General features: G+C 36.6%; 22 protein-coding genes. 10 read left to right on the top strand and 12 right to left on the bottom strand.

Going from position 1 to position 21,566, the window contains the following annotated elements:
- Positions 1 to 38: 38 nt before the first annotated feature.
- The 5 genes from BMY13_RS13485 to BMY13_RS13505 form a co-directional block, all read right to left on the bottom strand.
- Entirely contained in the window at positions 39 to 1,991 is a 1,953-nt protein-coding gene (locus tag BMY13_RS13485; RefSeq protein ID WP_092493132.1) for a sensor domain-containing protein, read from the bottom strand.
- A gap of 30 nt (positions 1,992 to 2,021) precedes the next feature.
- Positions 2,022 to 3,386 (bottom strand): TrkH family potassium uptake protein, encoded by a 1,365-nt coding sequence (locus tag BMY13_RS13490; protein WP_092493134.1) that lies wholly within the window; start codon positions 3,384 to 3,386, stop codon positions 2,022 to 2,024.
- A gap of 227 nt (positions 3,387 to 3,613) precedes the next feature.
- Positions 3,614 to 4,024, bottom strand: coding sequence for a YwpF-like family protein (locus BMY13_RS13495; protein WP_092505182.1), 411 nt, complete (start codon positions 4,022 to 4,024; stop codon positions 3,614 to 3,616).
- Positions 4,025 to 4,041: 17 nt separating this feature from the next.
- A complete protein-coding gene (gene moaA, locus BMY13_RS13500) occupies positions 4,042 to 5,064 on the bottom strand; it encodes a GTP 3',8-cyclase MoaA (protein ID WP_092493136.1) in 1,023 nt (340 codons plus the stop codon).
- Positions 5,065 to 5,086: 22 nt separating this feature from the next.
- The gene (locus BMY13_RS13505) at positions 5,087 to 6,349 is read right to left on the bottom strand and encodes a molybdopterin molybdotransferase MoeA (protein ID WP_092505184.1); all 1,263 of its coding nucleotides are present in this window, start codon (positions 6,347 to 6,349) and stop codon (positions 5,087 to 5,089) included.
- Positions 6,350 to 6,921: 572 nt separating this feature from the next.
- Between BMY13_RS13505 and BMY13_RS19530 the strand changes: the two genes are divergently transcribed.
- The 3 genes from BMY13_RS19530 (at position 6,922) to nfsA (ending at position 8,730) form a co-directional block, all read left to right on the top strand.
- The gene (locus BMY13_RS19530) at positions 6,922 to 7,074 is read left to right on the top strand and encodes a hypothetical protein (RefSeq protein ID WP_175476805.1); all 153 of its coding nucleotides are present in this window, start codon (positions 6,922 to 6,924) and stop codon (positions 7,072 to 7,074) included.
- A 170-nt stretch (positions 7,075 to 7,244) separates the two neighbouring features.
- Positions 7,245 to 7,967 carry a hypothetical protein gene (locus tag BMY13_RS13510; RefSeq protein WP_092493139.1) on the top strand — a complete coding sequence of 241 codons (723 nt, stop codon included), beginning with the start codon at positions 7,245 to 7,247 and terminating at the stop codon, positions 7,965 to 7,967.
- A 13-nt stretch (positions 7,968 to 7,980) separates the two neighbouring features.
- Entirely contained in the window at positions 7,981 to 8,730 is a 750-nt protein-coding gene (nfsA, locus tag BMY13_RS13515) for an oxygen-insensitive NADPH nitroreductase (protein ID WP_092505186.1), read from the top strand.
- Positions 8,731 to 8,918: 188 nt separating this feature from the next.
- On the opposite strand, the gene BMY13_RS13520 is transcribed toward nfsA, so the two are convergent.
- Entirely contained in the window at positions 8,919 to 9,362 is a 444-nt protein-coding gene (locus tag BMY13_RS13520) for a hypothetical protein (RefSeq protein WP_092493142.1), read from the bottom strand.
- A 171-nt stretch (positions 9,363 to 9,533) separates the two neighbouring features.
- Between BMY13_RS13520 and BMY13_RS13525 the strand changes: the two genes are divergently transcribed.
- From BMY13_RS13525 to BMY13_RS13555, 7 genes are all read left to right on the top strand, one after another.
- The gene (locus tag BMY13_RS13525) at positions 9,534 to 9,740 is read left to right on the top strand and encodes a DUF1657 domain-containing protein (protein ID WP_092493144.1); all 207 of its coding nucleotides are present in this window, start codon (positions 9,534 to 9,536) and stop codon (positions 9,738 to 9,740) included.
- A 61-nt stretch (positions 9,741 to 9,801) separates the two neighbouring features.
- Positions 9,802 to 10,269, top strand: a complete 468-nt coding sequence (locus BMY13_RS13530) for a YhcN/YlaJ family sporulation lipoprotein (protein WP_092493145.1) — start codon at positions 9,802 to 9,804, stop codon at positions 10,267 to 10,269.
- A gap of 19 nt (positions 10,270 to 10,288) precedes the next feature.
- Complete coding sequence (spoVAC, locus tag BMY13_RS13535; RefSeq protein WP_092493250.1) at positions 10,289 to 10,768, top strand: stage V sporulation protein AC; 480 nt, start codon at positions 10,289 to 10,291, stop codon at positions 10,766 to 10,768.
- Positions 10,768 to 11,784 carry a stage V sporulation protein AD gene (spoVAD, locus tag BMY13_RS13540; protein ID WP_092505188.1) on the top strand — a complete coding sequence of 339 codons (1,017 nt, stop codon included), beginning with the start codon at positions 10,768 to 10,770 and terminating at the stop codon, positions 11,782 to 11,784. Before spoVAC ends, spoVAD begins: the two co-directional genes overlap by 1 nt.
- Complete coding sequence (spoVAE, locus tag BMY13_RS13545; RefSeq protein WP_092493148.1) at positions 11,781 to 12,131, top strand: stage V sporulation protein AE; 351 nt, start codon at positions 11,781 to 11,783, stop codon at positions 12,129 to 12,131. Before spoVAD ends, spoVAE begins: the two co-directional genes overlap by 4 nt.
- An 8-nt stretch (positions 12,132 to 12,139) precedes the next feature.
- Positions 12,140 to 12,343 (top strand): DUF1657 domain-containing protein, encoded by a 204-nt coding sequence (locus BMY13_RS13550; protein WP_092493149.1) that lies wholly within the window; start codon positions 12,140 to 12,142, stop codon positions 12,341 to 12,343.
- A 12-nt stretch (positions 12,344 to 12,355) separates the two neighbouring features.
- On the top strand, positions 12,356 to 13,216 hold the full coding sequence (locus BMY13_RS13555; protein WP_092505190.1) for a DUF421 domain-containing protein: 861 nt from the start codon (positions 12,356 to 12,358) through the stop codon (positions 13,214 to 13,216).
- A 489-nt stretch (positions 13,217 to 13,705) separates the two neighbouring features.
- Here BMY13_RS13555 and BMY13_RS13560 read toward each other — a convergent pair whose 3' ends face one another.
- From BMY13_RS13560 to fdhF, 6 genes are all read right to left on the bottom strand, one after another.
- Positions 13,706 to 14,689, bottom strand: coding sequence for a zinc-binding dehydrogenase (locus tag BMY13_RS13560; protein WP_092493151.1), 984 nt, complete (start codon positions 14,687 to 14,689; stop codon positions 13,706 to 13,708).
- Between the two features lie 6 nt (positions 14,690 to 14,695).
- Positions 14,696 to 15,628, bottom strand: a complete 933-nt coding sequence (locus BMY13_RS13565) for an ArsA family ATPase (RefSeq protein ID WP_092493152.1) — start codon at positions 15,626 to 15,628, stop codon at positions 14,696 to 14,698.
- A gap of 246 nt (positions 15,629 to 15,874) precedes the next feature.
- Complete coding sequence (locus BMY13_RS13570) at positions 15,875 to 16,153, bottom strand: cory-CC-star protein (RefSeq protein ID WP_483887702.1); 279 nt, start codon at positions 16,151 to 16,153, stop codon at positions 15,875 to 15,877.
- 51 nt (positions 16,154 to 16,204) lie between these two features.
- Complete coding sequence (locus tag BMY13_RS13575) at positions 16,205 to 17,953, bottom strand: carbon starvation CstA family protein (RefSeq protein ID WP_092493153.1); 1,749 nt, start codon at positions 17,951 to 17,953, stop codon at positions 16,205 to 16,207.
- Between the two features lie 200 nt (positions 17,954 to 18,153).
- Entirely contained in the window at positions 18,154 to 18,621 is a 468-nt protein-coding gene (locus tag BMY13_RS13580) for a helical membrane plugin domain-containing protein (protein WP_092505192.1), read from the bottom strand.
- Positions 18,614 to 21,565, bottom strand: a complete 2,952-nt coding sequence (gene fdhF, locus BMY13_RS13585; RefSeq protein WP_092505194.1) for a formate dehydrogenase subunit alpha — start codon at positions 21,563 to 21,565, stop codon at positions 18,614 to 18,616. Before fdhF ends, BMY13_RS13580 begins: the two co-directional genes overlap by 8 nt.
- Between the last annotated feature and the right edge of the window lies 1 nt (position 21,566).

Here is a 21,566-nt window from a genome sequence, read left to right on the forward strand (position 1 = left end):
CTTGTGCTACTCTTAGCACAAGCTTTTTTTACATATTTTTACCCTACTATCTTAAATAATTTTGTTAACTTATCAGGCGGCAATGGTTTGCTAAAATAAAAACCTTGCATCTCATCACACTTCTCACCTTCGAGGAAGTTAAGCTGATCAATTGTTTCTACACCTTCTGCAATAACCTTCATATCCAGGGAATGTGACATATGGATAATTGATTTTACAATTGCCTGATTTTGTTTTTGATTTTCGTTCATAAACATTTTATCAATTTTTAATTTGGTGATTGGAAATAAACTTAAATATTTTAGTGATGAATACCCCGTACCAAAATCGTCAATTGAAACTAGTACACCAAGGGTACGCAATTGTTGAATTGTTTCCAGTATATACTCTTCATTTGTCATTGCCATACTTTCGGTTATTTCAAGTTCCAAATAAGAAGGGTCGAGACCAGTGTCGTCTAGGATATTCTTTATCTTTTCTACTAATCCCTTTTGATGAAATTGCTTGGCCGATAAATTAACGCTTACGATTACAGGGGAGTATCCATTATCTTGCCATAACTTGTTCTGTTTACACGCTTCTTTTAAGACCCAATCTCCAATATCAATAATAAGTCCGGTTTTTTCTGCAAGTGAAATAAAATCATCTGGTGGAATATATGCTTTAACAGGATGATTCCAGCGTAGTAATGCTTCCATACCAATAATTTTTCCAGTGTTAAGGTTCTTTTGCGGTTGATAATGCAATTCGAAATGCCCTTCTTTTAGCGCTTCCCTTAATTCACTTTCCATAGTCAGCATTGCTTTGAAATTCTCTGAAATTGAGGATTCAAAAACATTATAATTATTATGGTGTTGTTCCTTAATGACATACATCGCTGAATCAGCATGTTTAATTAAATCATTCGGTGTTTGTCCATTCTCGGGATATATACTAATTCCGATACTAATGGATAGGAACATTTCATAATCATCAATTTTAATTGGCTTTTCAAACTCAGATATCAAACTCTTCGCTAAATCAATTGCAGACTCTTTATTTGTAGTACGTCTTTGCAGAATAAGAAATTCATCACCAGCCATTCTAGCGATAAATGTATCCGTGTGTAAAAATGCTTTAAACCGATTACTACACGCCTTAAGTAATTGATCACCAAAAGAGTAACCTAATGTATCATTAATTTCCTTGAAGTAATTTACATCAATAAAATATACTGCCAGCATTTCGTCATTTAAGTGGGCTTCTTTAATAGCTTCACCTAATACTTTATAGAAAAAATTTCTATTTGGTAAATCAGTAAGCTCGTCGTAATATGCCATGAATTCTATTCGTTTTTCATTTTCTACTTTATCTGTGATGTCTTTAATGATTGCAACACGAATAATGTTACCCAGATTATTATACGGATGCTCCATGAACTCCATGTGAAACCATGTGCCATCTTTTCTGACACCTGTTAATTCATAGGGTTTATCAGGGGCGTTATGGATAATTTCAGCTAATTTATAGGTGCTGTTAGCATCCATTAATTGTGATATTTTCATGTTTTTGATTTCACTTTCTGAGTATCCAAACATATCTGCAAATTTTTGATCACAATCAATTATAACCTCATTATCATACATTACCATCCCCTCGGCACTAGCATGAATTAAATGATTAATATATTTCTTAACTTCATCAGTTTTATCATGGATTGGTAAACCACTCATTATAAGACAATATACATTATCTTCAACACGTATGGATTTTATTTCAATAAGCTTACCATTATTATTCTTTTGTTCCATTAAAAGATGACTTTCTTCATTTTCTGTTAGTAGGCTAAAATCCAAGTAATCGAAAATAGATGTATACTCCTCCATCTTTAATAAGGATTGAGCAGCGTTATTACCTTTTATAATTTCTCCGTTTTTTCGGACCAAAAGAATGGCCTCTTTTAAACTATCAAAAACTCGATTATGTATTGGTAACACATCTTCTTTTGACATGAACATCCACTCCCAGCAGCCTCTGCATCTTTATCCAATTATCATTTTTTCCTTTGGATAATGAAACTTTCCGCTCTTTTTACTATTTTTGAACATGAATAAAAAGGTAATAATTCCTACTCTTCCAATAAACATTAAAATCATCATTATTACTTTACTAAACGTAGACAGTTCACTTGTAATTCCAAGCGATAAGCCAACTGTACCGAAGGCAGATGTAATTTCAAATAAAATTTCTGATAATCGGAATGGCTCAACAATTGACACTACTAAAACAGATATAAATACAAAAATTCCAGCCATAAGTGTTACTGTTACTGCTTTAAGCAAATCATCCTCATAAACCTCTCGGTTGAAAATCCGAATGCTCCCTCCGCCTCTAGCATACGTAATCATAAATATGATCACTAGTGCGAAGGTCGTTGTGCGAATTCCCCCACCAGCACTACTTGGAGAGGCACCAATGAACATAAGAAATGACATAAAAAAGTGGTTGGATTCAGTTAATTGACTAACATCCATTGTCGAAAGTCCACCACTGCGAGTTGTGATTGATTGAAATAAGGAATAAAATAAAATTTCATGCCAAGATTTATCCGAGAAAAAGCCCCCGATATCCAAAAGCATAATAAAAACAGTTCCAACAACAATTAGCACCAAAAAGGTTAGGGTTGTCACTTTTGTAAATAATGTAAATCGTAAGTGTTTTCGTTTTTCTGAACCGGCAAACATATATTCTTTTAGCTCAATTAAAACAGGGTAACCAATTGCCCCAAAAATAATCAATAGCATATTAATAAATTGAACAAAGTAATCATCCTTAAAAGGAATTAAGGATTGACCTGTTATATCAAACCCACCATTTGTCGTTGCACTTATTGCTCCAAAAAAGCCTTGCATATATGCTTCTGATGCTGTTGGAAAGTATTGTAAGAAATGAGTTCCCAGTATTATAAAACCAATGAATTCAATCGTAAGAATTACAAGTACAATCTGCTTTATTAAACGTACGAGACCTCCAAATGTTGTTTGATTCTGGTCTGTCATTATTAATCGTCTTTCTCGAAGTCCAATTTTTTTACCAATTAGTAACCAAATAAATGTTCCAACTGCCATTACTCCAACGCCACCAAGCTGAAGAATTAAAGCGAGGAGAAAAAAGCCTGTTGTACTAAAGGTATCTGCAATCGTTATAGTGCTTAGACCTGTTACACTGATGGCACTTACTGCTGTAAATAGTACATCTATAAATGGTATATTCACTTCATCCTGATGTGCGACTGGCAACGCTAACATAGCAGTAGATACGATAACAGCAATTAAATAAAATAATAGTATTAGCTGTACTGGTGATAGCTTATTTATCCAGCGAAAAATTAAATTATTGTAAAACATAGCGTTGCTCCTTAATAGCCTACATTAGTTATATCGGTTAATAAATAAGAATATTAATAACATTATAGCAGTAGACTGTATTATTTGCCTTCATTTTTGACATTTTCCGTCTAAATAAATCTAATTTTGTAAAATTGTTATAATGATTAAGAAGTAAGAAAATTTTGGGTTGAACCTAGTTAGACTGTATAACAAAGGGAAAAGGCTAGATTTGACAACCCAGCCTTTTAGATATCCTCCTTAAATTTTATCAATAACTCCTCACCACTGTAACCCTCATCAATTAATGATTTCAATTTATCTTCAACGATACTTTTTCGTTGATCCACAATTGTCCCTCTAAATAGGACATTCATGTGTGCTCCAATTTCATTAATACCGATAAGACTTGTAATAAATGTTGCAGGCTCATTACTCTCTTTTGAAATTTTCACCTGAATTAATACTTCTTCCTGCTTTTCTTTCAATTTTTGAAAAAAAGTATAATATTTATGCAGAAGATATGCCTCGATTACCCAGCGGTTCTGTTCATCTTCTCGGTTAATAACCAAACCATCCAATAAAGGAAAAGACTGCTGGACCATATTTGATTCCTGGCTATCAAGGATTTCCAGTGATGCAAGTTTAAATGTTTTCATATATCCGCTTCCTCTCTTCATCCACCAATATAAGACATTTCAATTTTTTTACGATTATTATTTTTTTGTTCTGACCGTTCTTCAGAATAACGATCCCTGCGATTCCCCCATAAACTTGTCACTTCTTCTTCAAGCTGTTCGTCAGTCAATTCATCACGCATTTTTTCACGAATATCAAAACCACTTGATGCAAACAGACACGTATATAGCTTACCATCTGCTGACAAACGAATCCGGGTACATGTGCCGCAAAAAGAATCGGAAACAGAAGAAATAACTCCTATCTCTCCCCCGCCATCCTTATAGCGGTATCTTGAGGCTACCTCCCCATAATAATTCTCTTCTGCAGGCTCCAGTGGCATTTCCTTATCAATCATATCAATAATTTGTTTTTTAGTAATAACATTATTAAAATCCCATCCATTATGATTACCAACATCCATAAATTCAATATAACGTAAAATGATATTTGTTCCCTTAAAATATCGTGCCATCGGAAGAACCTGACTTTCATTCATTCCTTTTTTGGCCACCATATTAATCTTTACCTCCAGACCAGCTTCCTGGGCTGCTTCAATTCCTTTTAACACTGGACGGGCTACGACACCTTTTCCATTAATTTGTTTGAAAACCTCGTCTTCGATAGCGTCAAGGCTAATATTCACACGCTTTAGTCCAGCAGCTTTTAATTTTTTAGCTGTTTTTGGTAAAAAAACAGCATTTGTTGTTAGCGCGATATCTTTTATTCCAGGAATTACTGTTAACTGTGCAATCAATTCATCCAGGTTTCTGCGCATAAGTGGTTCGCCACCTGTTATGCGAATTTTTTCTACACCTAATTTCGCAAATGTTTTAGCTAATCGAACAATTTCATCAAAGCTAAGTAGCTCATTCTCTGATAAAAAAACATGATCCTTACCAAATATTTCTTTTGGCATACAATATGTACAACGAAAATTACATTTATCGATTACAGATATACGAAGGTCTTTCAATGCCCTACCAAAGTGATCCTTTATTGGTGATACTTCATTTCGCACTGTAACAACTCCTTTTTAATAACTAAAATTCCAGTTGACCCTCACTGCTATTTAATAGCAGCACTTCTACTTCATCACCTGATTTAAAACCACGTGTACCACCGGGCAGCATCATTAACCCTGTAGTGTGGGCTAATGATGTAACAACATTTGACTTATCCACACCTGCTAATCTGGCAGATATTTTACCATTTTCATAAGTTATATAATTTCTAACAAATCGTGTAAATGGATTTGGCTTTGGAAAATCATCTGCTAATGTAGCATTTATCCGTTTTAAATATGGTGTCTTGCTAAATAAGCTATGATGTATTATAGGACGGACGAATAACTCAAACCCTACATAACATGCAGAAGGATTTCCAGATAAACCAAATAATAATTTGTTTCCGTTAGACGCAACAGTCGTAACACTTCCAGGCCGCATTGCTACTTTATTGAAAAGTATACTTGCTCCAAGTTTCTCGTAAATGGCCGGCATTAAATCAAAATCGCCAACTGAGACGCCTCCAGTAGTAATTAATATATCTACTTCTTCCAGAGCCTGCTTTATTGTCTGATAACTGGGTTCAAATTCATCTGCAAGCTTTCCGAAATATTTATATTCAGCTCCTGCTCTAAGTATCTGTGATTCAATCATATATGCATTGGAATTACGAATTTTACCTGGTTGTAATGGTTCATTAACATCCAGTAATTCGGTACCAGTTGCAATCACCCCTACTACAGGTTTCTTAGCAACTTTTACTTCACTATATCCAAAGGTGGCCAATAATGCTTTAACACCAGGGTTTATTAGTGTTCCCCGCTCAATAAGTTTTTCGCCTTCAGATACCTCTGATCCTTCTTCAATTATATTTTGACCAGCCTTCATTGTTCGTTTAATTGACATGCAGGCCATATTATTTTTCTCATATGTCTTACAAACTTCAAACATAGCAACACAATCTGCGCCTTCCGGAATTTTTGCGCCTGTCATAATTCGTGTTGCCTGACCTTGCTCCAGTCGAATTGTTGGTAATTGGCCAGCACCAATATGTTCCACAACATCGAATTCTACAGGATTATTTAAACCGGCATGTAAGGTATCTTCAGAGCTGAAGGCAAAACCATCATATGGCGATTTATTAAACGGTGGTACCGCATGACTAGCCACTATATTTTCTCCAAGTCTTCTATTATCACAATCATTAATAGAAATATATTCCGTACACCCTTGATGACGGTGATTCCAGACATGTTCAATTGCTTCCTGCACGGGGATTGGTTTTCGTATTTCTACCATTCTAGATCAAACCTTCCATTACTAATCAATTACTAATCATTACCATCAGTGTAACAAATTTGGCCCAAAATTGATATTTCACCACATACAATTAAAAAATAGGCTGTTTAATAAAATATTGTTGCTTTATCAAAGTAATGAAATCATAACGTAGTTGATAGAAACTGCGACACAGTGAAAATTTTCTTTTGCACCACTCCGGTACCAATGCAACATCTGCTCAAGCTAGCACTTTCGCAGTCTTACTAGTCATGGGCTCACTCATCAGGGTTATAAGAACCCGGACGCTATTCAAATAGCGTGAAACGTGTCTTCATCGGGGTTATGAGAACCCGAACTCTGTTTAAATAGTGAGAAACGGTCACTCATATCGAAGTTATGATCCCCGGTTGAGTATTTTTCATGTTAATTCGCAGTTTATATCAATTGCGAAGATAAAAAGCAACAGAACTTTCGAAAAGTGCCAAAGAATAAGAAATGTTTTAATGTTCTTCCTACTGGGTATTTAATTACCAACACCCCAGAAATAATCATAGTGATTACTAAATTGTGATTTAAAAGGAGTGCTTAGTGTGGATGAACATAAAGATGTGGAAGTAGAACGTGTAGAAAAAAAATCCGACTCAAGTAAAGTCGGAGTTGCTGTAATCAAATATGTAACATATTTGATCATATTCTTTGGGATTTTATGGTTCCTAATTAATTATGTATTTCAATTATTCTAAAACAGACATGACCACTAAAAAACATCACTTACGAGTGGTGTTTTTTTATATAAAAAAAGAAACCAGATTTCCTTTATAAAAAGTCAGATTTTCTAATAAAGGTTTTGACCTAGAAATAGGTTTTCTTTAATGTATAATTAGATGTATGCAGATGTTGGGGGGTGTTTATAATGTATAAGTGGTTATTATGTATAGGTGCACTTATACTGTTGGTAGCTTGTAGTGAAGAGCCAGTAATTATACAAAAAGACACGAAACTAGTTGATCCTAACCAAGGTCCTGAATTTATAGAAGAACAAACTGAAGATGAAGAAGTTGAACAGTTTATCGAGTTCACCCTTCCTGATGAAGAGGTTAAGATCAACTTGGAAATGGTTCCTATTTTGAATGCTTATTTACAAGGTATTCCAAATCACCAACAAGCACTAGAAAAAATGAATATGTTTCGTGTAAGTGCTGTTGATAAAAATCTCTACTTACTTGAATTCTCCTGTCAGGATGAATTATGCTCATACTTATTACTTGATCAAACAAAGGACAATCAAGCATATTTGATCGCTGATTTAGCAAAGTACATTCAGGCAAAGGCTTCACCAGACAACACAAAAATATTACTACGTTTTCATAGGAAACTCACATCTCCTGCTCCATACTCCAACATTGCTGTTATTGACTTAGAAGAATGGAGGTTACTTCCACTCGTAAACGAAATGAACGACAAAGATGTTCTGAACTACAAATGGCCAATCTTAACTGCCGATTGGGTGGATAATGACACAATCATCGTATCCCATCCAGATATAACTGAGGTATCACCTGAAAATATTAATCAGTGGCAGGAAAGTAAAAAAACAACGGTAAGTGTTGAACTAACACTAAACACAATTGATTAAAGGAGTTTCAATAATGATTGATACAGTAAATATAATAAGTAATCATCGATCAATACGAAAATTTAAAAGTGAACAGTTAACGACTGAACAAATACATACAATTATCGGTGCCGCTCAGCAAGCATCCACATCAAGTTATGTTATGGCATACACTGTTATCGGTATTACAGATGAAACTGTAAAGGCAAGATTAAAGGAAGTATCTGGGCAGGATTACGTAAAAGAAAATGGACATTTCTTCGTTTTTTGTGCTGATTTAAATCGTATCTATCAGCAAGCTACCCCAGAAGAACAAAAGGCTATGCAGGAGAGCATAGAAAGTACTGAGCAGTTCCTTGTTTCAACAGTAGACACAGCATTAGTTGCTCAGAACACTGTAATCGCCGCAGAATCAATGGGTTTAGGAACATGCTTTATAGGTAGTCTCCGAAATAATATTAATCGAGTTAATGATATCTTGGAGCTTCCAGACTACGTTGTACCTTTGTTTGGGATGGCTGTGGGCTATCCTGATGAAAATCCTGATAAAAAACCGCGTCTTCCCATAGATGCCGTATATCACGAGAATAAATATAATACAGACTATCAATTTCAACGGGAATTAATAGATAACTTTAATGAAGAACTCAAAACATATTACCAGACAAGATCAAATAATACACGTACAGACACATGGTCAGAGCAGATGGTTCGTAAATACAAAATAGCAAATCGAATGGATGTTACCCCATTTATTAAAAGTAAAAACTTAAATAAGCGATAAAATATTAGAAAACTTGGCATTCGTTAAAGTGATTCTTATGAAAGCATACTTTGCTTTCTCAGAATTCATCATACTTTGGATTAATTGCCTTGATTTAGATAAGCTTTAGTTACACTTATGCAGTAAGATAGAATTTATAATTTCTTATGTAAAAAAACAGCATCCGTTTTTATTCGGCATGCTGTTTTTTAATTAAACATTAAATTTTCTTGATAATTTATTTTTATTTCTTCACCATCCACGTTAAATCTTGATTCACAAAACAATGTATATTCACCTCTGCCCGGTGCTTCAAACGTTTTAGAACCTTGAGGATGATAACTACTTCCTGAAGTTAGCACTCTTGTAACATTGCTTCCAGTATAATCATGATTTTTATGTTTTAGCGAGACAGATATAAGTGGAGTTTGATGTGTTATCTCTACCTGTTCCTCCCCTATGTACTGGATTGACCGAAAAACTTGAAATCCCTCAGACATTTTTTCCACACGGATATGTAAAATAAATTCATCTTGTTGTATTTCTTTGCTTTGATTAACTGTCAGTTCTGCCCCAGCCTGCTCGTAAAACCAATAAAATGAGATCAAGAGAAATACCGACAAAATCGATAGTACAAATACCCCTTTTTTCATTTTTCACTCCCCTAACTTATATATAAGACGTATTAACCTACCAAAAAGTTTCCATTTATTTAATTTTATATTAATTAAGTATAAATAATAGGTAAAATATAGAAAGTATAAATAACCGCATTTTATAAGATTATATATAGTGAAGCGAAACGCAAATAAAGGAGGATATATATGACAGTCTCAAGCCAAGTTAAGCAAACACTAGCAGGTCTTAAAAGTGCACAGGCTAGTTTTGAACAGTTCGCATTAGAAACAGAAAATAAACAAGCGAAACAGCTTTATGAGAATGCTGCCCAGCAAACAGAGTCAATCTTACAGAGCGTTGAACCAAGAGTATCACAAATTGAGCAGGAAGAACCACAATATAAAGGACTATAAATACATTACTACATGAGGTTGGTTCCCTATCGCCAACCTCTATCAACGGGAGGATTATATTATGAATAGTTATCAAATCTTGTTTACACTTGGTATAATATTTTTCCTATTTGGCTGCAACCCAAATACAGATAGTGATCCCTCCCAGAACGGTCAGATTGATGGAGTTAATTTTACCAACATTTCTACTGAAGCATCAATTGATCAATCCGTTTCAAATAGTGCTAAGCAAAGCCTTAGTCAGCACAAGGAGATAACTAATATCTATGCGGTAAACACTGAGGGGGATCTGGTTATTGCAATTGAGGTACATCATAATGAACGCTTTAAATTAGCGAAAATCCGGAAAAACTTGCATAAAAAAATGGAAAAAGTTTTTCGTGATCATAAAGTTCAACTATCAACTGATCAAAAAATAGTAATTGAAACAAAACGGCTTGAAAAACAAATACAAAATAGAGACATTTCAAAGAAGAAGCTTGAAAAGGAAGTTAAACATTTAATCAAACTTATGAATGAACAAACATAAGGAAAAGAGTGAGCAGTTTATGGCAGATAAGAAAAAGAAAAATCTACCACCTAGTGCACAAAAGTACCAAGCATTTCAACAGGATAGAGAAGTTAAGAGGCCCATTTTTAAAAACTGTATTAAAGCCTTTTTTGTAGGTGGATTCATTTGTTTTATCGGCCAGATAATTTCAACAATCTACATTTATTTCTTTGACTTTACAGAGCAAACTGTTGGGAATCCAACCGTTGCTACTTTGATATTTATTACAATGCTTTTAACAGGCTTTGGAATATATGACCGAATCGGACAATTTGCTGGTGCCGGTTCTGCTGTTCCAGTTACAGGCTTTGGCAATGCAGTTATATCTGCTGCTATCGAACACCGTACCGAAGGATTTGTGTTAGGAGTCGGTGGAAATATGTTTAAATTGGCAGGATCAGTCATTCTGTTTGGCGTTTTTTCTGCTTTTGTTATTGCATTAATTAAAACAATTCTCATTCAGTGGGGTGGATTATAATGCTGACTGGACATCGCACTTGGATTTTTGAAAATAAACCTGTCATTATTTCAACCGGCACTGTAGGTGGACCTTTTGAAGCAGAAGGGAATATCCCCAAAGACTTTGACCTTTTACATGATGATATGTGGCTTAAGCAATCAACCTTTGAAAAAGCTCAACGAACAATGATGGAAGAAGCAACTCAAATTGCTGTAAAAAACAGTTTGATTGAAAAGGAACAGGTGAATTTTTTTATTAGTGGTGATTTAATTAATCAAATAACACCAACAAGTTTTACAGCCAAAACATTGGATGTGCCATATTTCGGCTTATTCAGTGCCTGCGCAACCTCTATGGAAAGCCTTGCACTGTCAGCATTTCTTATAAACAGTAATGGGGCTGACTATGTTTTAAGTGGCTCTTCCAGCCATAATGCAGCCACTGAAAAACAATTCAGATACCCAACTGAATATGGCGGTCAAAAACCACCTACTGCACAGTGGACAGTAACGGGCGCAGGATGTGCGCTCATAGCTAAAGAAGGAGATGGACCCAGAATTACTTCCGCAACAATTGGTAAAGTTGTTGATATGGGTATGACTGATCCTTTTAACATGGGCGGCGCAATGGCTCCAGCTGCTGTTGACACGATTGAGCAACATCTAAAGGAACGTGATATTGCCCCGTCATATTATGACTTAATTATTACGGGAGACCTTGGTTATGTTGGTCGTGAAATAACGATAGACCTTTTGCAGAAAAGAAATGTTGCTGTTACAGAAGAAAATTTTAAAGATTGCGGATTAACTATTTACCGTGAGGGTCAGCCTGTTCTAGCTGGTGCAAGTGGAGCTGCTTGTTCAGCTGTTGTAGTGTATGGACACTTTTTAAATCTAATGAAACAGCAAAAGCTTAATCGAATTCTTGTAGTTGCAACCGGTGCCCTGCATTCACCTCTTAGCGTGCAGCAAAGTGATTCAATTCCATGTATTGCACATGCAGTCTCTATCGAATCAGGAAGTGATATACAATGATTTTTTTCTGGGCATTTGTTGTCGGAGGACTTATTTGTGTCATCGGCCAAATTATGTTTGATGTATTTAAATTTAATCCAGGACTTACCCTCAGTATCCTTGTAGTTTCCGGAGCAATTTTGGATGGTTTCGGCCTATACGAACCGTTAATTGACTTTGCAGGTGCAGGTGCAACAGTCCCGATTACAAGCTTCGGTAACTCACTTGTCCATGGGGCAATGGCAGAGGCTGAAAAACATGGTCTGATTGGGGTTGTAACAGGAATGTTTGAAGTCACGAGTTCTGGTATTTCAGCTGCTATTATATTTGGAATGATTGGTGCTATTATTTTTAAACCGAAAGGATAGAATAAAATATGACTGTAGGATCACAAGTTAAAGGCTGCTTTTCATCTATTAAAAGCGTTGAAGCAACACTTCTCTCATTAGAAAATAAAACACAAAATCCAGAAGCACGAGAATGCTTCCATGAAGTTCAAAGTATCATTTCTGATATAAAGACTGATTTGGAGAAACAAGTAATATATTTATCTCAGCAAGAACCACAATATAAGAATTAAAGGAGTGATACAATGCCAGGCTGGGTTGAAATCCTAATTCGATCACTAAGTTTATTGATTGCACTGTTTTTTATTACCAAAATGCTTGGTAAAAAACAAATGTCTCAGCTTGATATCTTTCAATACATAACTGGAATTGTTATTGGGAGTATTGTCGCAACACATGTGACAGATTTGACAACTCAATTTGAGTATGCACTTATTGCACTTTCAGTATGGTTCTTTATCCCATTCGGGTTAGAATATATAGCATTGAAGAGTAAAAGAGTACGCGACTTAACTCAAGGGAAAGGCACCGTATTTATTCAAAATGGTAGAATATTGGAAGAAAATTTAAAAAAAGAACGTTATACGACCGATGATTTGCTTGAAGAATTGCGTAACAACAACATGTATAAGGCAGCGGATGTCGAATTTGCTGTTTTAGAACCAACAGGAAAGGTCAATGTATTACCTAAAAAAGAAAATCAGCCAGTGACAGTTAAGGATATTGGCTTAAAACCAGCTCCAGAAAAAGAACCCCAAACAGTTGTCATGGACGGACATGCATTACTTGAGCCTTTATCAAATGCTTCACTAAACACAAATTGGCTTGAAACCGAGTTGGACAAAATGGATGTCAGTATTGAAAATGTGTTTTTAGGTCAAGTAGATAGCGACGGACAATTAACAGTAGATTTATATGATGACAAAATTACTGTACCTAGTCCGAGTGAAAAACCACTGCTTCTAGCTGCAATGAAAAAAAGCCAAGCAGACCTTGAATTATTTGCATTGGCTTCCGAGAATCAGGAAACGAAGAATATGTATGAAAAAAATAGCCAGAAAATGCAGGAAGCAATTGACAAAGTATCTCCATACCTCCAATATTAGAAAACCTGGCTTAGCGCCAAGCCTTAATATAGATAAGCCTTAGTTGCACTTATGCATTAAGAAAATAGTTATACTTTTGACTCTAGCTCTATTACAAATTTAATTTCATAACAGATGGTTGCTGCGCATTGCAGAGCCACGGAGGTTTAACGAAATAGATTTTTTCTATACCTTTTACTTTTTAACGGACACAGGAGACGCTATTACTATAAAAAAGTCACCTTTTCGAATTTATCCGGACACAGAAGCTCTTATTTCACTTATATCATGGCTGATAGAGTGGATTTGTAACAAATAAGGTCCTTGGTGTCTGCAAACATCAACATTTTCCTGTATTTCAGCCAAATAAGGTCCCTGGTGTCCGCAAAACCTCTCAACATTATTTGTATGAAAATTCAATTACAATAGATGGTGGCTGCGCACTCGGCAGCCATGCTGCTTTCTTAACTGCAAAAAGACTCTCTTGCTATAAAAGAGAGCCTTTACTATCTATTCACTTACTACAAGTGCAACATTCCCAAACTGCTTACCTTGTTCAAGGTAGTTCATCGCTTCGTTTGCTTTGTCCAGCGAAAATGTACTGTCAACAACTGGATGTGTTTTAAATCTTTCAATGTGCTTCAGCATTGCACGAAGCTCTTGCCTGCTTCCCATAGTTGAACCGAATAATTGATATTGTCCATAGAAAAACTTCCGTAAATTCAAATCGATTGTATCCTCTGTTGTAGCACCAAATGCTACAATACGTCCACCCTTCTTCAGTACCTCCAATGAGCGATTAAATGTAGCTCGTCCCACACTTTCAATTACTAAATCAATGGTTTCATTTTCAAGCTCCGCTGTCCAGTCACTGTTTGTATCCAAAACAATATCAGCACCTAATTCTTTGGCTCGTTGACGTTTATCTGCACTGCGCGAAGTTACAATCACTTTTGCACCAACGTTTTTGGCGAACTGAATAAGATATGTCGCAACTCCACTTCCAGCACCAGGAATAAACAACGTATCCCCTTCTTTAAGCCCACCTTTTGTGAACAATGCACGATAACCGGTTAAAGCAGGTAAGGCTAGAACTCCTGCCTCTTCCCATGTGAGATGCTCTGGCTTTGCTTCCACCTGTTCAGCAGGAAGCACAATTTTTTCCGTAAATGTTCCATTATCAGGCATTCCAAGGATGTCAAATCCCTTTGGAGGCGCATCACTATTTTCATACCATTGAAGTGATGGATTAATAATTACTTCATCTCCAATTGAAAAATCTGTAACGCCTTCCCCCACTGATTCAATTATGCCAGCACCGTCAGACCCGAGAATCAGTGCAGCCGCTTCATCTCCTCTACGCTTTGGAATCGAGATATCACGTCGATTTAATCCTGCGGTTCGTATTGACACTGTAACTTGTCCGTGATCTGCAAATGGATCTGCCATATCTTTAATCTTCGTTTCTCCAAATTCATGTACAAATGCTTTCATATTCAATCACTCCTTCACAAAATATTTACTGAAATCATTAAGTTGTTGCTTGTCCATTATATCGCGAGAAAATAATGGCACATAAATCAATTGCTGCTTCGTAAAAGTTTCTTTTATAGTATCCATATATTGCTGTTCATGCCCTTTACGTTGAAGTAGAAAATTACCATCCACATCATCTGGTAAGACTTTATTTACAATTAATGTTTTCACATGAAGATGGTATTTATCAAGCAATTCAATCGCTTTTTGTGTTTCCAAAATTGGCAAACGCTCAGGATTCATCACAAAGACAAACCCAGTAACTTTTCCATCCAATAAAACTTCTCTTGCCTTTGAAAACCTTTCCTGGCGAGTTTTAAGTACATCATAAATCGGGTCTTCAATCGGTTCTCCATCATTTAATAATTGTGTATAGTTTTCATTTGTCTTTTGTCGTTTCTGTAACATTCCTTCAATCCATACTCCCATTAGCTCTGGCAATGAAAGCAGGCGGATCGTGTGCCCTGTTGGAGCTGTATCAAAGATAAGTTTATCATAATGCTCGCTTTCTTCTAAAATAATTGAAATTAGTTTATCAAACAACGCAGCTTCATCTGCTCCTGGTGAAGCCTTTGCAGTATCCAACTGTCGGTAAACCTCTTCCATCATACCAGAATGAACTACACCTTTAATGTTTTCCTTTACCCCTTTAATATAATTATTAGTCTCTATTTCCGGGTCAATCTCAAGGGCTGAAAGATTCTTTGAAACATTTGTTGTCTTTCCTCCAATTGATTGATTAAAAATATCTCCTAAATTATGCGCAGGGTCTGTAGATACAAGCAATGTATTATGGCCTTCCTCTGCTGACTTCCAAGCAATTGCTGCAGCTGAAGTTGACTTACCCACACCGCCTTTTCCGCCAACAAAAATAATTTTTTTCTCTAGAACTTGCATATTTAGGCTCCTTTTCAATGAGTATCTAACAATATTAATTAATACCTATACAGTTTTATATAAAGCGTAGCCACGTCCAGCTGTAGCGTCTAGTGGACTCGAATGTTCGCTTACTCAATGTCCCCTTTATCTCATGGTAAAAGAGATTATCTAAAGACCAACGCTTTGTGCGGCAACGTAGATCCATCCGCATTGCTGAGCGCAGTCCATACGTCGCTAATAAGTAAGACGCTTACGCTTTTCTAATTAACAACAGCGGATTCCTGTCATTGGTGACTTTTCCATTCCCATTCTTAAATGCCAATCATGGAAACGCTCAATCATATATGGATATAGTTCAAGTGTATAGTAATAAACAGGATTTGGAATACCAATCATCTCAGAATATAATAGAAGCAAAAACAAGTCATCCTGGTCTCTTAATTCCCTTGCAATTTCTTGACGATGTGGCATATTTAATACTTCTTCATAATATTCGATGAGCATCTTAATTTTATCTAACACGTTTCTCACCTCTTCTTCTATAATCAGAAAAGGGATCACTTTTAAAAAATGATCCCCCTCTAATTTAATTTCCTACTTAATCATCTTATCATCAGTATCGATATCCTGATCCATTTTACCCGTTAATGCTGTAAATGCGGTCAATATAATCCATACCGCAAACACAAATATGATTGCTCCGAAGACAAAGAGTAATGTGCTCGAGCTTGATCCAAACCATGACCATTGAAATACAACCTGTTGGAACATTGCCCACAGTGTCATAAACATCAAGAATACCATTGGAATGAAGGTGATCATATAGTTTCTGCCTTGTCGTTTAAGCCAAATGGAAATCAGCAATAAACTAATCCCTGCGAGTAACTGGTTAGATGTCCCAAATAACGGCCAAAGCAGATATCCACCTGACCCAAAACCTTTTGGACCTTCTGGCAGTAGTACTAACGCCGCACTTGAGACAACAGCAATTGAAGTTGCAACATGTGTTTTTGTAAGTGCCGGCATTTTATATTCAACACCTAGTTCAGCTATAATATAGCGCATTAGGCGAACCGATGTGTCTAGTGTTGTTGCAGCGAAACTCACTACGATTACAGATACAATTGTAGCAGCAACATCTGGAGGTATCATTAATCCTGTAGCTAGCTGACCAGCACCTTGAACAAACACATTAAGTCCTGCGCCGCCCGCTGCTGCAAAGCTGCTATACGTTGCTAGGAATTCATCGGTACTAGAGAAGAATGTAACAACAGCAATGATTGCTATCAATGCTAGTGCCCCTTCACCAACAGCACCTAAATACCCTACAAATCGTGCTTCAGACTCGTTATTTAATTGTTTACTAGAAGTACCGCTCGATACTAAACCATGGAATCCTGATATGGCTCCACATGCAATCGTGATAAATAATAGCGGGAACCATGATACATCTGTATTCGTATGAGTTAGTGGCGCTGTGATTTCTGGATTGCTTAATAATAGTCCCAAATACAAAATCGCAAGACCAACAATTAGCTGATGTGAATTAATGAAGTCACGTGGCTGCAGTAACTTCCAAACAGGTAATGTAGAAGCGACGTATACATATATCATCAATATAATAATCCAAATAAAAAATGCAGATGAAACAGCTCCAAGTCCAAATAGTCCTGTAGCACCTTCACCGCCCATATACTGGACTAAATCTATTTGCATAAAATCGACCCTACTTGCAATAACTGCAGTTATATACATAACTGCCAAAGCCAGCAATGATGGCACAAGCATTTTTTGCTTACGTTTATATACCGCAACACCTATCCATATTGCTAAAGGAATTTGAATAAACACCGGAATAACACTAGCCGGGAATGAAATAAACAGATTTGCAATTACCCATGCAAATACTGCATTAACCATTAATACCAGAATAAGAATAATGAATAAAAACAGGACCTTCGCTCGTTGTCCGATAAGTTTATTTGCAAGCGTTCCAATCGATTGACCCTTATTTCGAACAGATAATACAAGTGTTCCAAAGTCGTGCACACCTGCAGCAAACACTGTCCCAAGAATTACCCATAGGAATGCTGGGAGCCAACCCCAATAAACTGCTATAGCCGGCCCAACAATTGGTGCTGCCCCTGCAACTGACGTGAAATGATGTCCCCACAAAACAAATTTATTCGTAGGTACAAAATCCACACCATCTTTATAACGATGTGCAGGTGTAACATAGTTAGGATCTAATCTGAAAATCTTTTCTGCGACAAACTTAGAATAATAGCGATAACCTAATGCGAAAACAAGCATCCCGATTATCGCAACCAAAATACTACTCACCTTCTCAACCTCCCCCAAGTTATTTGGTATGTCTCCTAAAAATTGTGAGACATACCTACTAAAATCTATGTGAAAACAATAATAAATAGTACAACTCCATCTTACTGAACAAATATTAATTAATGCAAATCTTTTGAATTAAAAAGTTTTTTTAATTTTCATTTGGTGCTAATAGAACATATTTTGAGGCTCAAGTTTTTTTACTCTCTACCCATCCCGCGTAAAAAATGAAGCAGCATGGTAATACTTCGATTGATTTCTGGATCCTTCAGCGCCTTTAATAGATCCATATATGACGTCTTAACGGAATCTTCAGATGTACTTGCTACTTCCATACCACTATTAAGTCTATCTGCAAAATATTGAATTTCATCTACTTTGAGCTCACCAATAAATAGAAACAATTTACTCAAGTTCTCAAGTGTTCCCGAATATTGCGGTTTGTTTAATTCCCCCATCACGTTTTCTAAAGCATCCTCTTTATGTTTTACTAAGGCATTTACAGTATCCAACGTGTCACTTTTGTTAAGTGTCGCTAACAATTCAATTCCTTTTAAAATTGCCTCTTTGTTTTCGCTGACCGCCCGAGCAACATCGTCAAGATTCCGTTCTTTTATAGTTTCTTCTGGAATTTCCATTCGCTTAATATTTGTTATCGGATTAGACATCATGTTTCACCTGACTTCCCGGAAATATATAGTCATCACGATCCCATTTTTGCTCTACCTTCACACTAACTTGAGGTTGTGGATTGCCTCGTCGATAGTTATTCGGTGGCAATGGACTTTTGCCCTTTTTCTTTATAACATCCATTCTCACAGCAATCTCCTTATAGGAGGGGGTGTTCGTGTCTTTATCCACATTATTGTCAGTTAAATAATTGACGGCTGATTTTCCATTATCATTCAATGGAAGATACAATTCTTTACCACGTACACGATCTGTAATGTGAGCAATTCCAGTAGCTTCCCCGGCTTCCGATGTTAGTTTAATTTCAGCACCCTCTTTAATCCCACGTTCTTCAGCTAATTCAGGTGAAACTTCAATAAACGCATTTGGCATTTTATTTGTAATTCCTTTTGATTTATATGTCATATTGCCCTCATGAAAATGTTCAAGCACTCTTCCATTATTCACATGCAAATCATATTCTTCATTTGTATCATATTTTAATTCATATTCGAGTGGATACAATCTGGCTTTATAATCATCAAACGGAAACCCATCAACGTACAGCAGCGGTGTATCTGTCCCATCCGCGTCAACAGGCCATTGAAGGCTATTATAGTCTATTAACCTATCATAATTTACTCCTGCAAATAATGGTGTAAGTGATGCTGCCTCATCCATAATGTCCGATGGATCAGAGTAATCCCAGTCATACCCGAACTTATTTGCAATATCCATAATAATTTGCCAATCCGGACGTGAGTCTCCCACAGGATCTAGCGCTTTGTACAAGCGTTGAATACGTCTTTCGGTATTCGTAAATGTTCCTTCTTTTTCAAGACTCGGAACAGCAGGTAATATAACATCAGCATACTCCGCTGTCTTCGTTAAAAATAAATCCTGAATAACGAAGAAATCGAGTTTTTCAAATGCAGCAGTAACATAATTGATATTCGCATCAACTATCCCCGTATCTTCACCTAACACATATAAAGCGTTCAAACTCCCTTCATGGATCGCCTTAATCATTTCATGGTTATCCTTTCCAGGTTCACTTGGAATTTCTGCACCCCAGGCATCTTCATAGCGCCCACGAACATCATCGTCTGTAACCTGTTCATATCCAGGGAAGAAGTTAGGCATACTACCAAAATCACTGCAGCCTTGGACATTGTTATGACCCCGTAATGGATATGCCCCTGTACCGTTTCGCATATAGTTTCCAGTAATTAATAATAGATTTGAGATTGCTGTACTCGTATCACTGCCCAGTTGATGCTGAGTTACACCCATTGCCCAGCAAATTGCAAGCTTATCAACACTGACAACCTGTTCCGCGATTTCGATTAAATCCTTTTTGGAAATACCTGTTAATTCCTCTGCAAAATCAAGTGTGAACTTAGCCAGTGATTGTTTATAACTTTCAAAATTATTCACCCATTTATCAATAAACGGACGATTTTCCCAGCCTTGATCTATAATATATTTTGTTACTGCAGACAGCCAAACTAAGTCAGTTCCACTTTTAGGCTGGAAAAACCTATCAGCACGCTGTCCCATTTCATGTTTTCGTAAATCAAATACATACAGCTTCTGACCAAATAACTTTTGCGAACGCTTAATGCGCGAACCAAGCACAGGATGTGATTCTGTCGTATTAGAACCTATTGTTATAACCATTTCTGCCTCACCAATATCATCAATTGAGCCAGAATCCCCTCCATGTCCTACCGTCCGAAAAAGTCCTTTTGTAGCCGGTGCCTGACAATAGCGTGAGCAATTATCGATATTGTTTGTCCCAATTACCTGTCGCGCTAATTTTTGCATCACATAGGATTCTTCATTTGTAGCTTTGGAGGACGAAATAAATCCAAGTGCATCAGCACCATTACCATCTTTAATTTCTGAAAAACGTTTTACAACATAATCTATCGCTACATCCCATTCAACTTCCACAAAAGATTCACCGTCACGAATTAACGGCTTGGTTAACCGTTCCTCAGAGTTCACATAATCCCAGCCAAATTTCCCTTTAATACATGTAGAAATACCATTTGCAGGAGAATCTTGCTGTGGTTCTACTTTCAATATTTTACGGTCCTTTGTCCATACATCAAATGTGCACCCGACACCACAATATGTACAAACCGTTTTTGTCTTTTCAATTCGCTCTTCTCGCATCGATGCTTCTGTATCAGATACCGCAAATAATGGACCATAACCTGGTTCTGCCTTTTTCGTCAATTCAATCATGGACCGTAATAATCCTGGACTGTGATCAGTCATATACCCTGCTTCACCAACCATCGATGTTTCCATTAAGGCATTACATGGGCATACTGTGACGCATTGTCCACATCCTACACAAGATGATTCGTCAATTGGTACGTCGTTATCCCATACTACGCGAGGTTTTTCTCTCTTCCAGTCAATCAGGAGCGTCTCATTTACCTGGATATCCTGGCATACTTCTACACAACGCCCGCACAATATACACTGGTCCGGATCATAACGGTAGAACGGACTTGAGTTATCAATCTCATATGGCTTTGGTTCAAAGGGTCTTGATTGGTGCTCCAGCCCAAAATCTGCAACAGTATTATGAATCTCACATGAGCCGTTGTTATAATCACAGACAGTGCAATACAACTCATGCTTTTCTAGTATTCTATCGAGAGCTTCTTTTTGAGCTGCATTTACATGCTCAAAGCTTGTATCCACTATCATGCCAGGTGTTACTGATGTTCCACATGCACGAACAATTTGACCATCAACTTCTACCATACACGTATCACATGTTTGCACAGGCCCTAGTGACTCGTTGTAACAAATTTGTGGCACAAATTCGTCTGTCGTGTTAATCAAATCCAATAGATTTTGGTTATTTTCTGCTAAGTATTCTTCACCATTTATCGTAACAACGATATGGTCTTGATTTTGCACA

Origin of the sequence: Virgibacillus subterraneus (assembly GCF_900110695.1) — a bacterium.
Taxonomy (GTDB): domain Bacteria; phylum Bacillota; class Bacilli; order Bacillales; family Amphibacillaceae; genus Lentibacillus; species Lentibacillus subterraneus.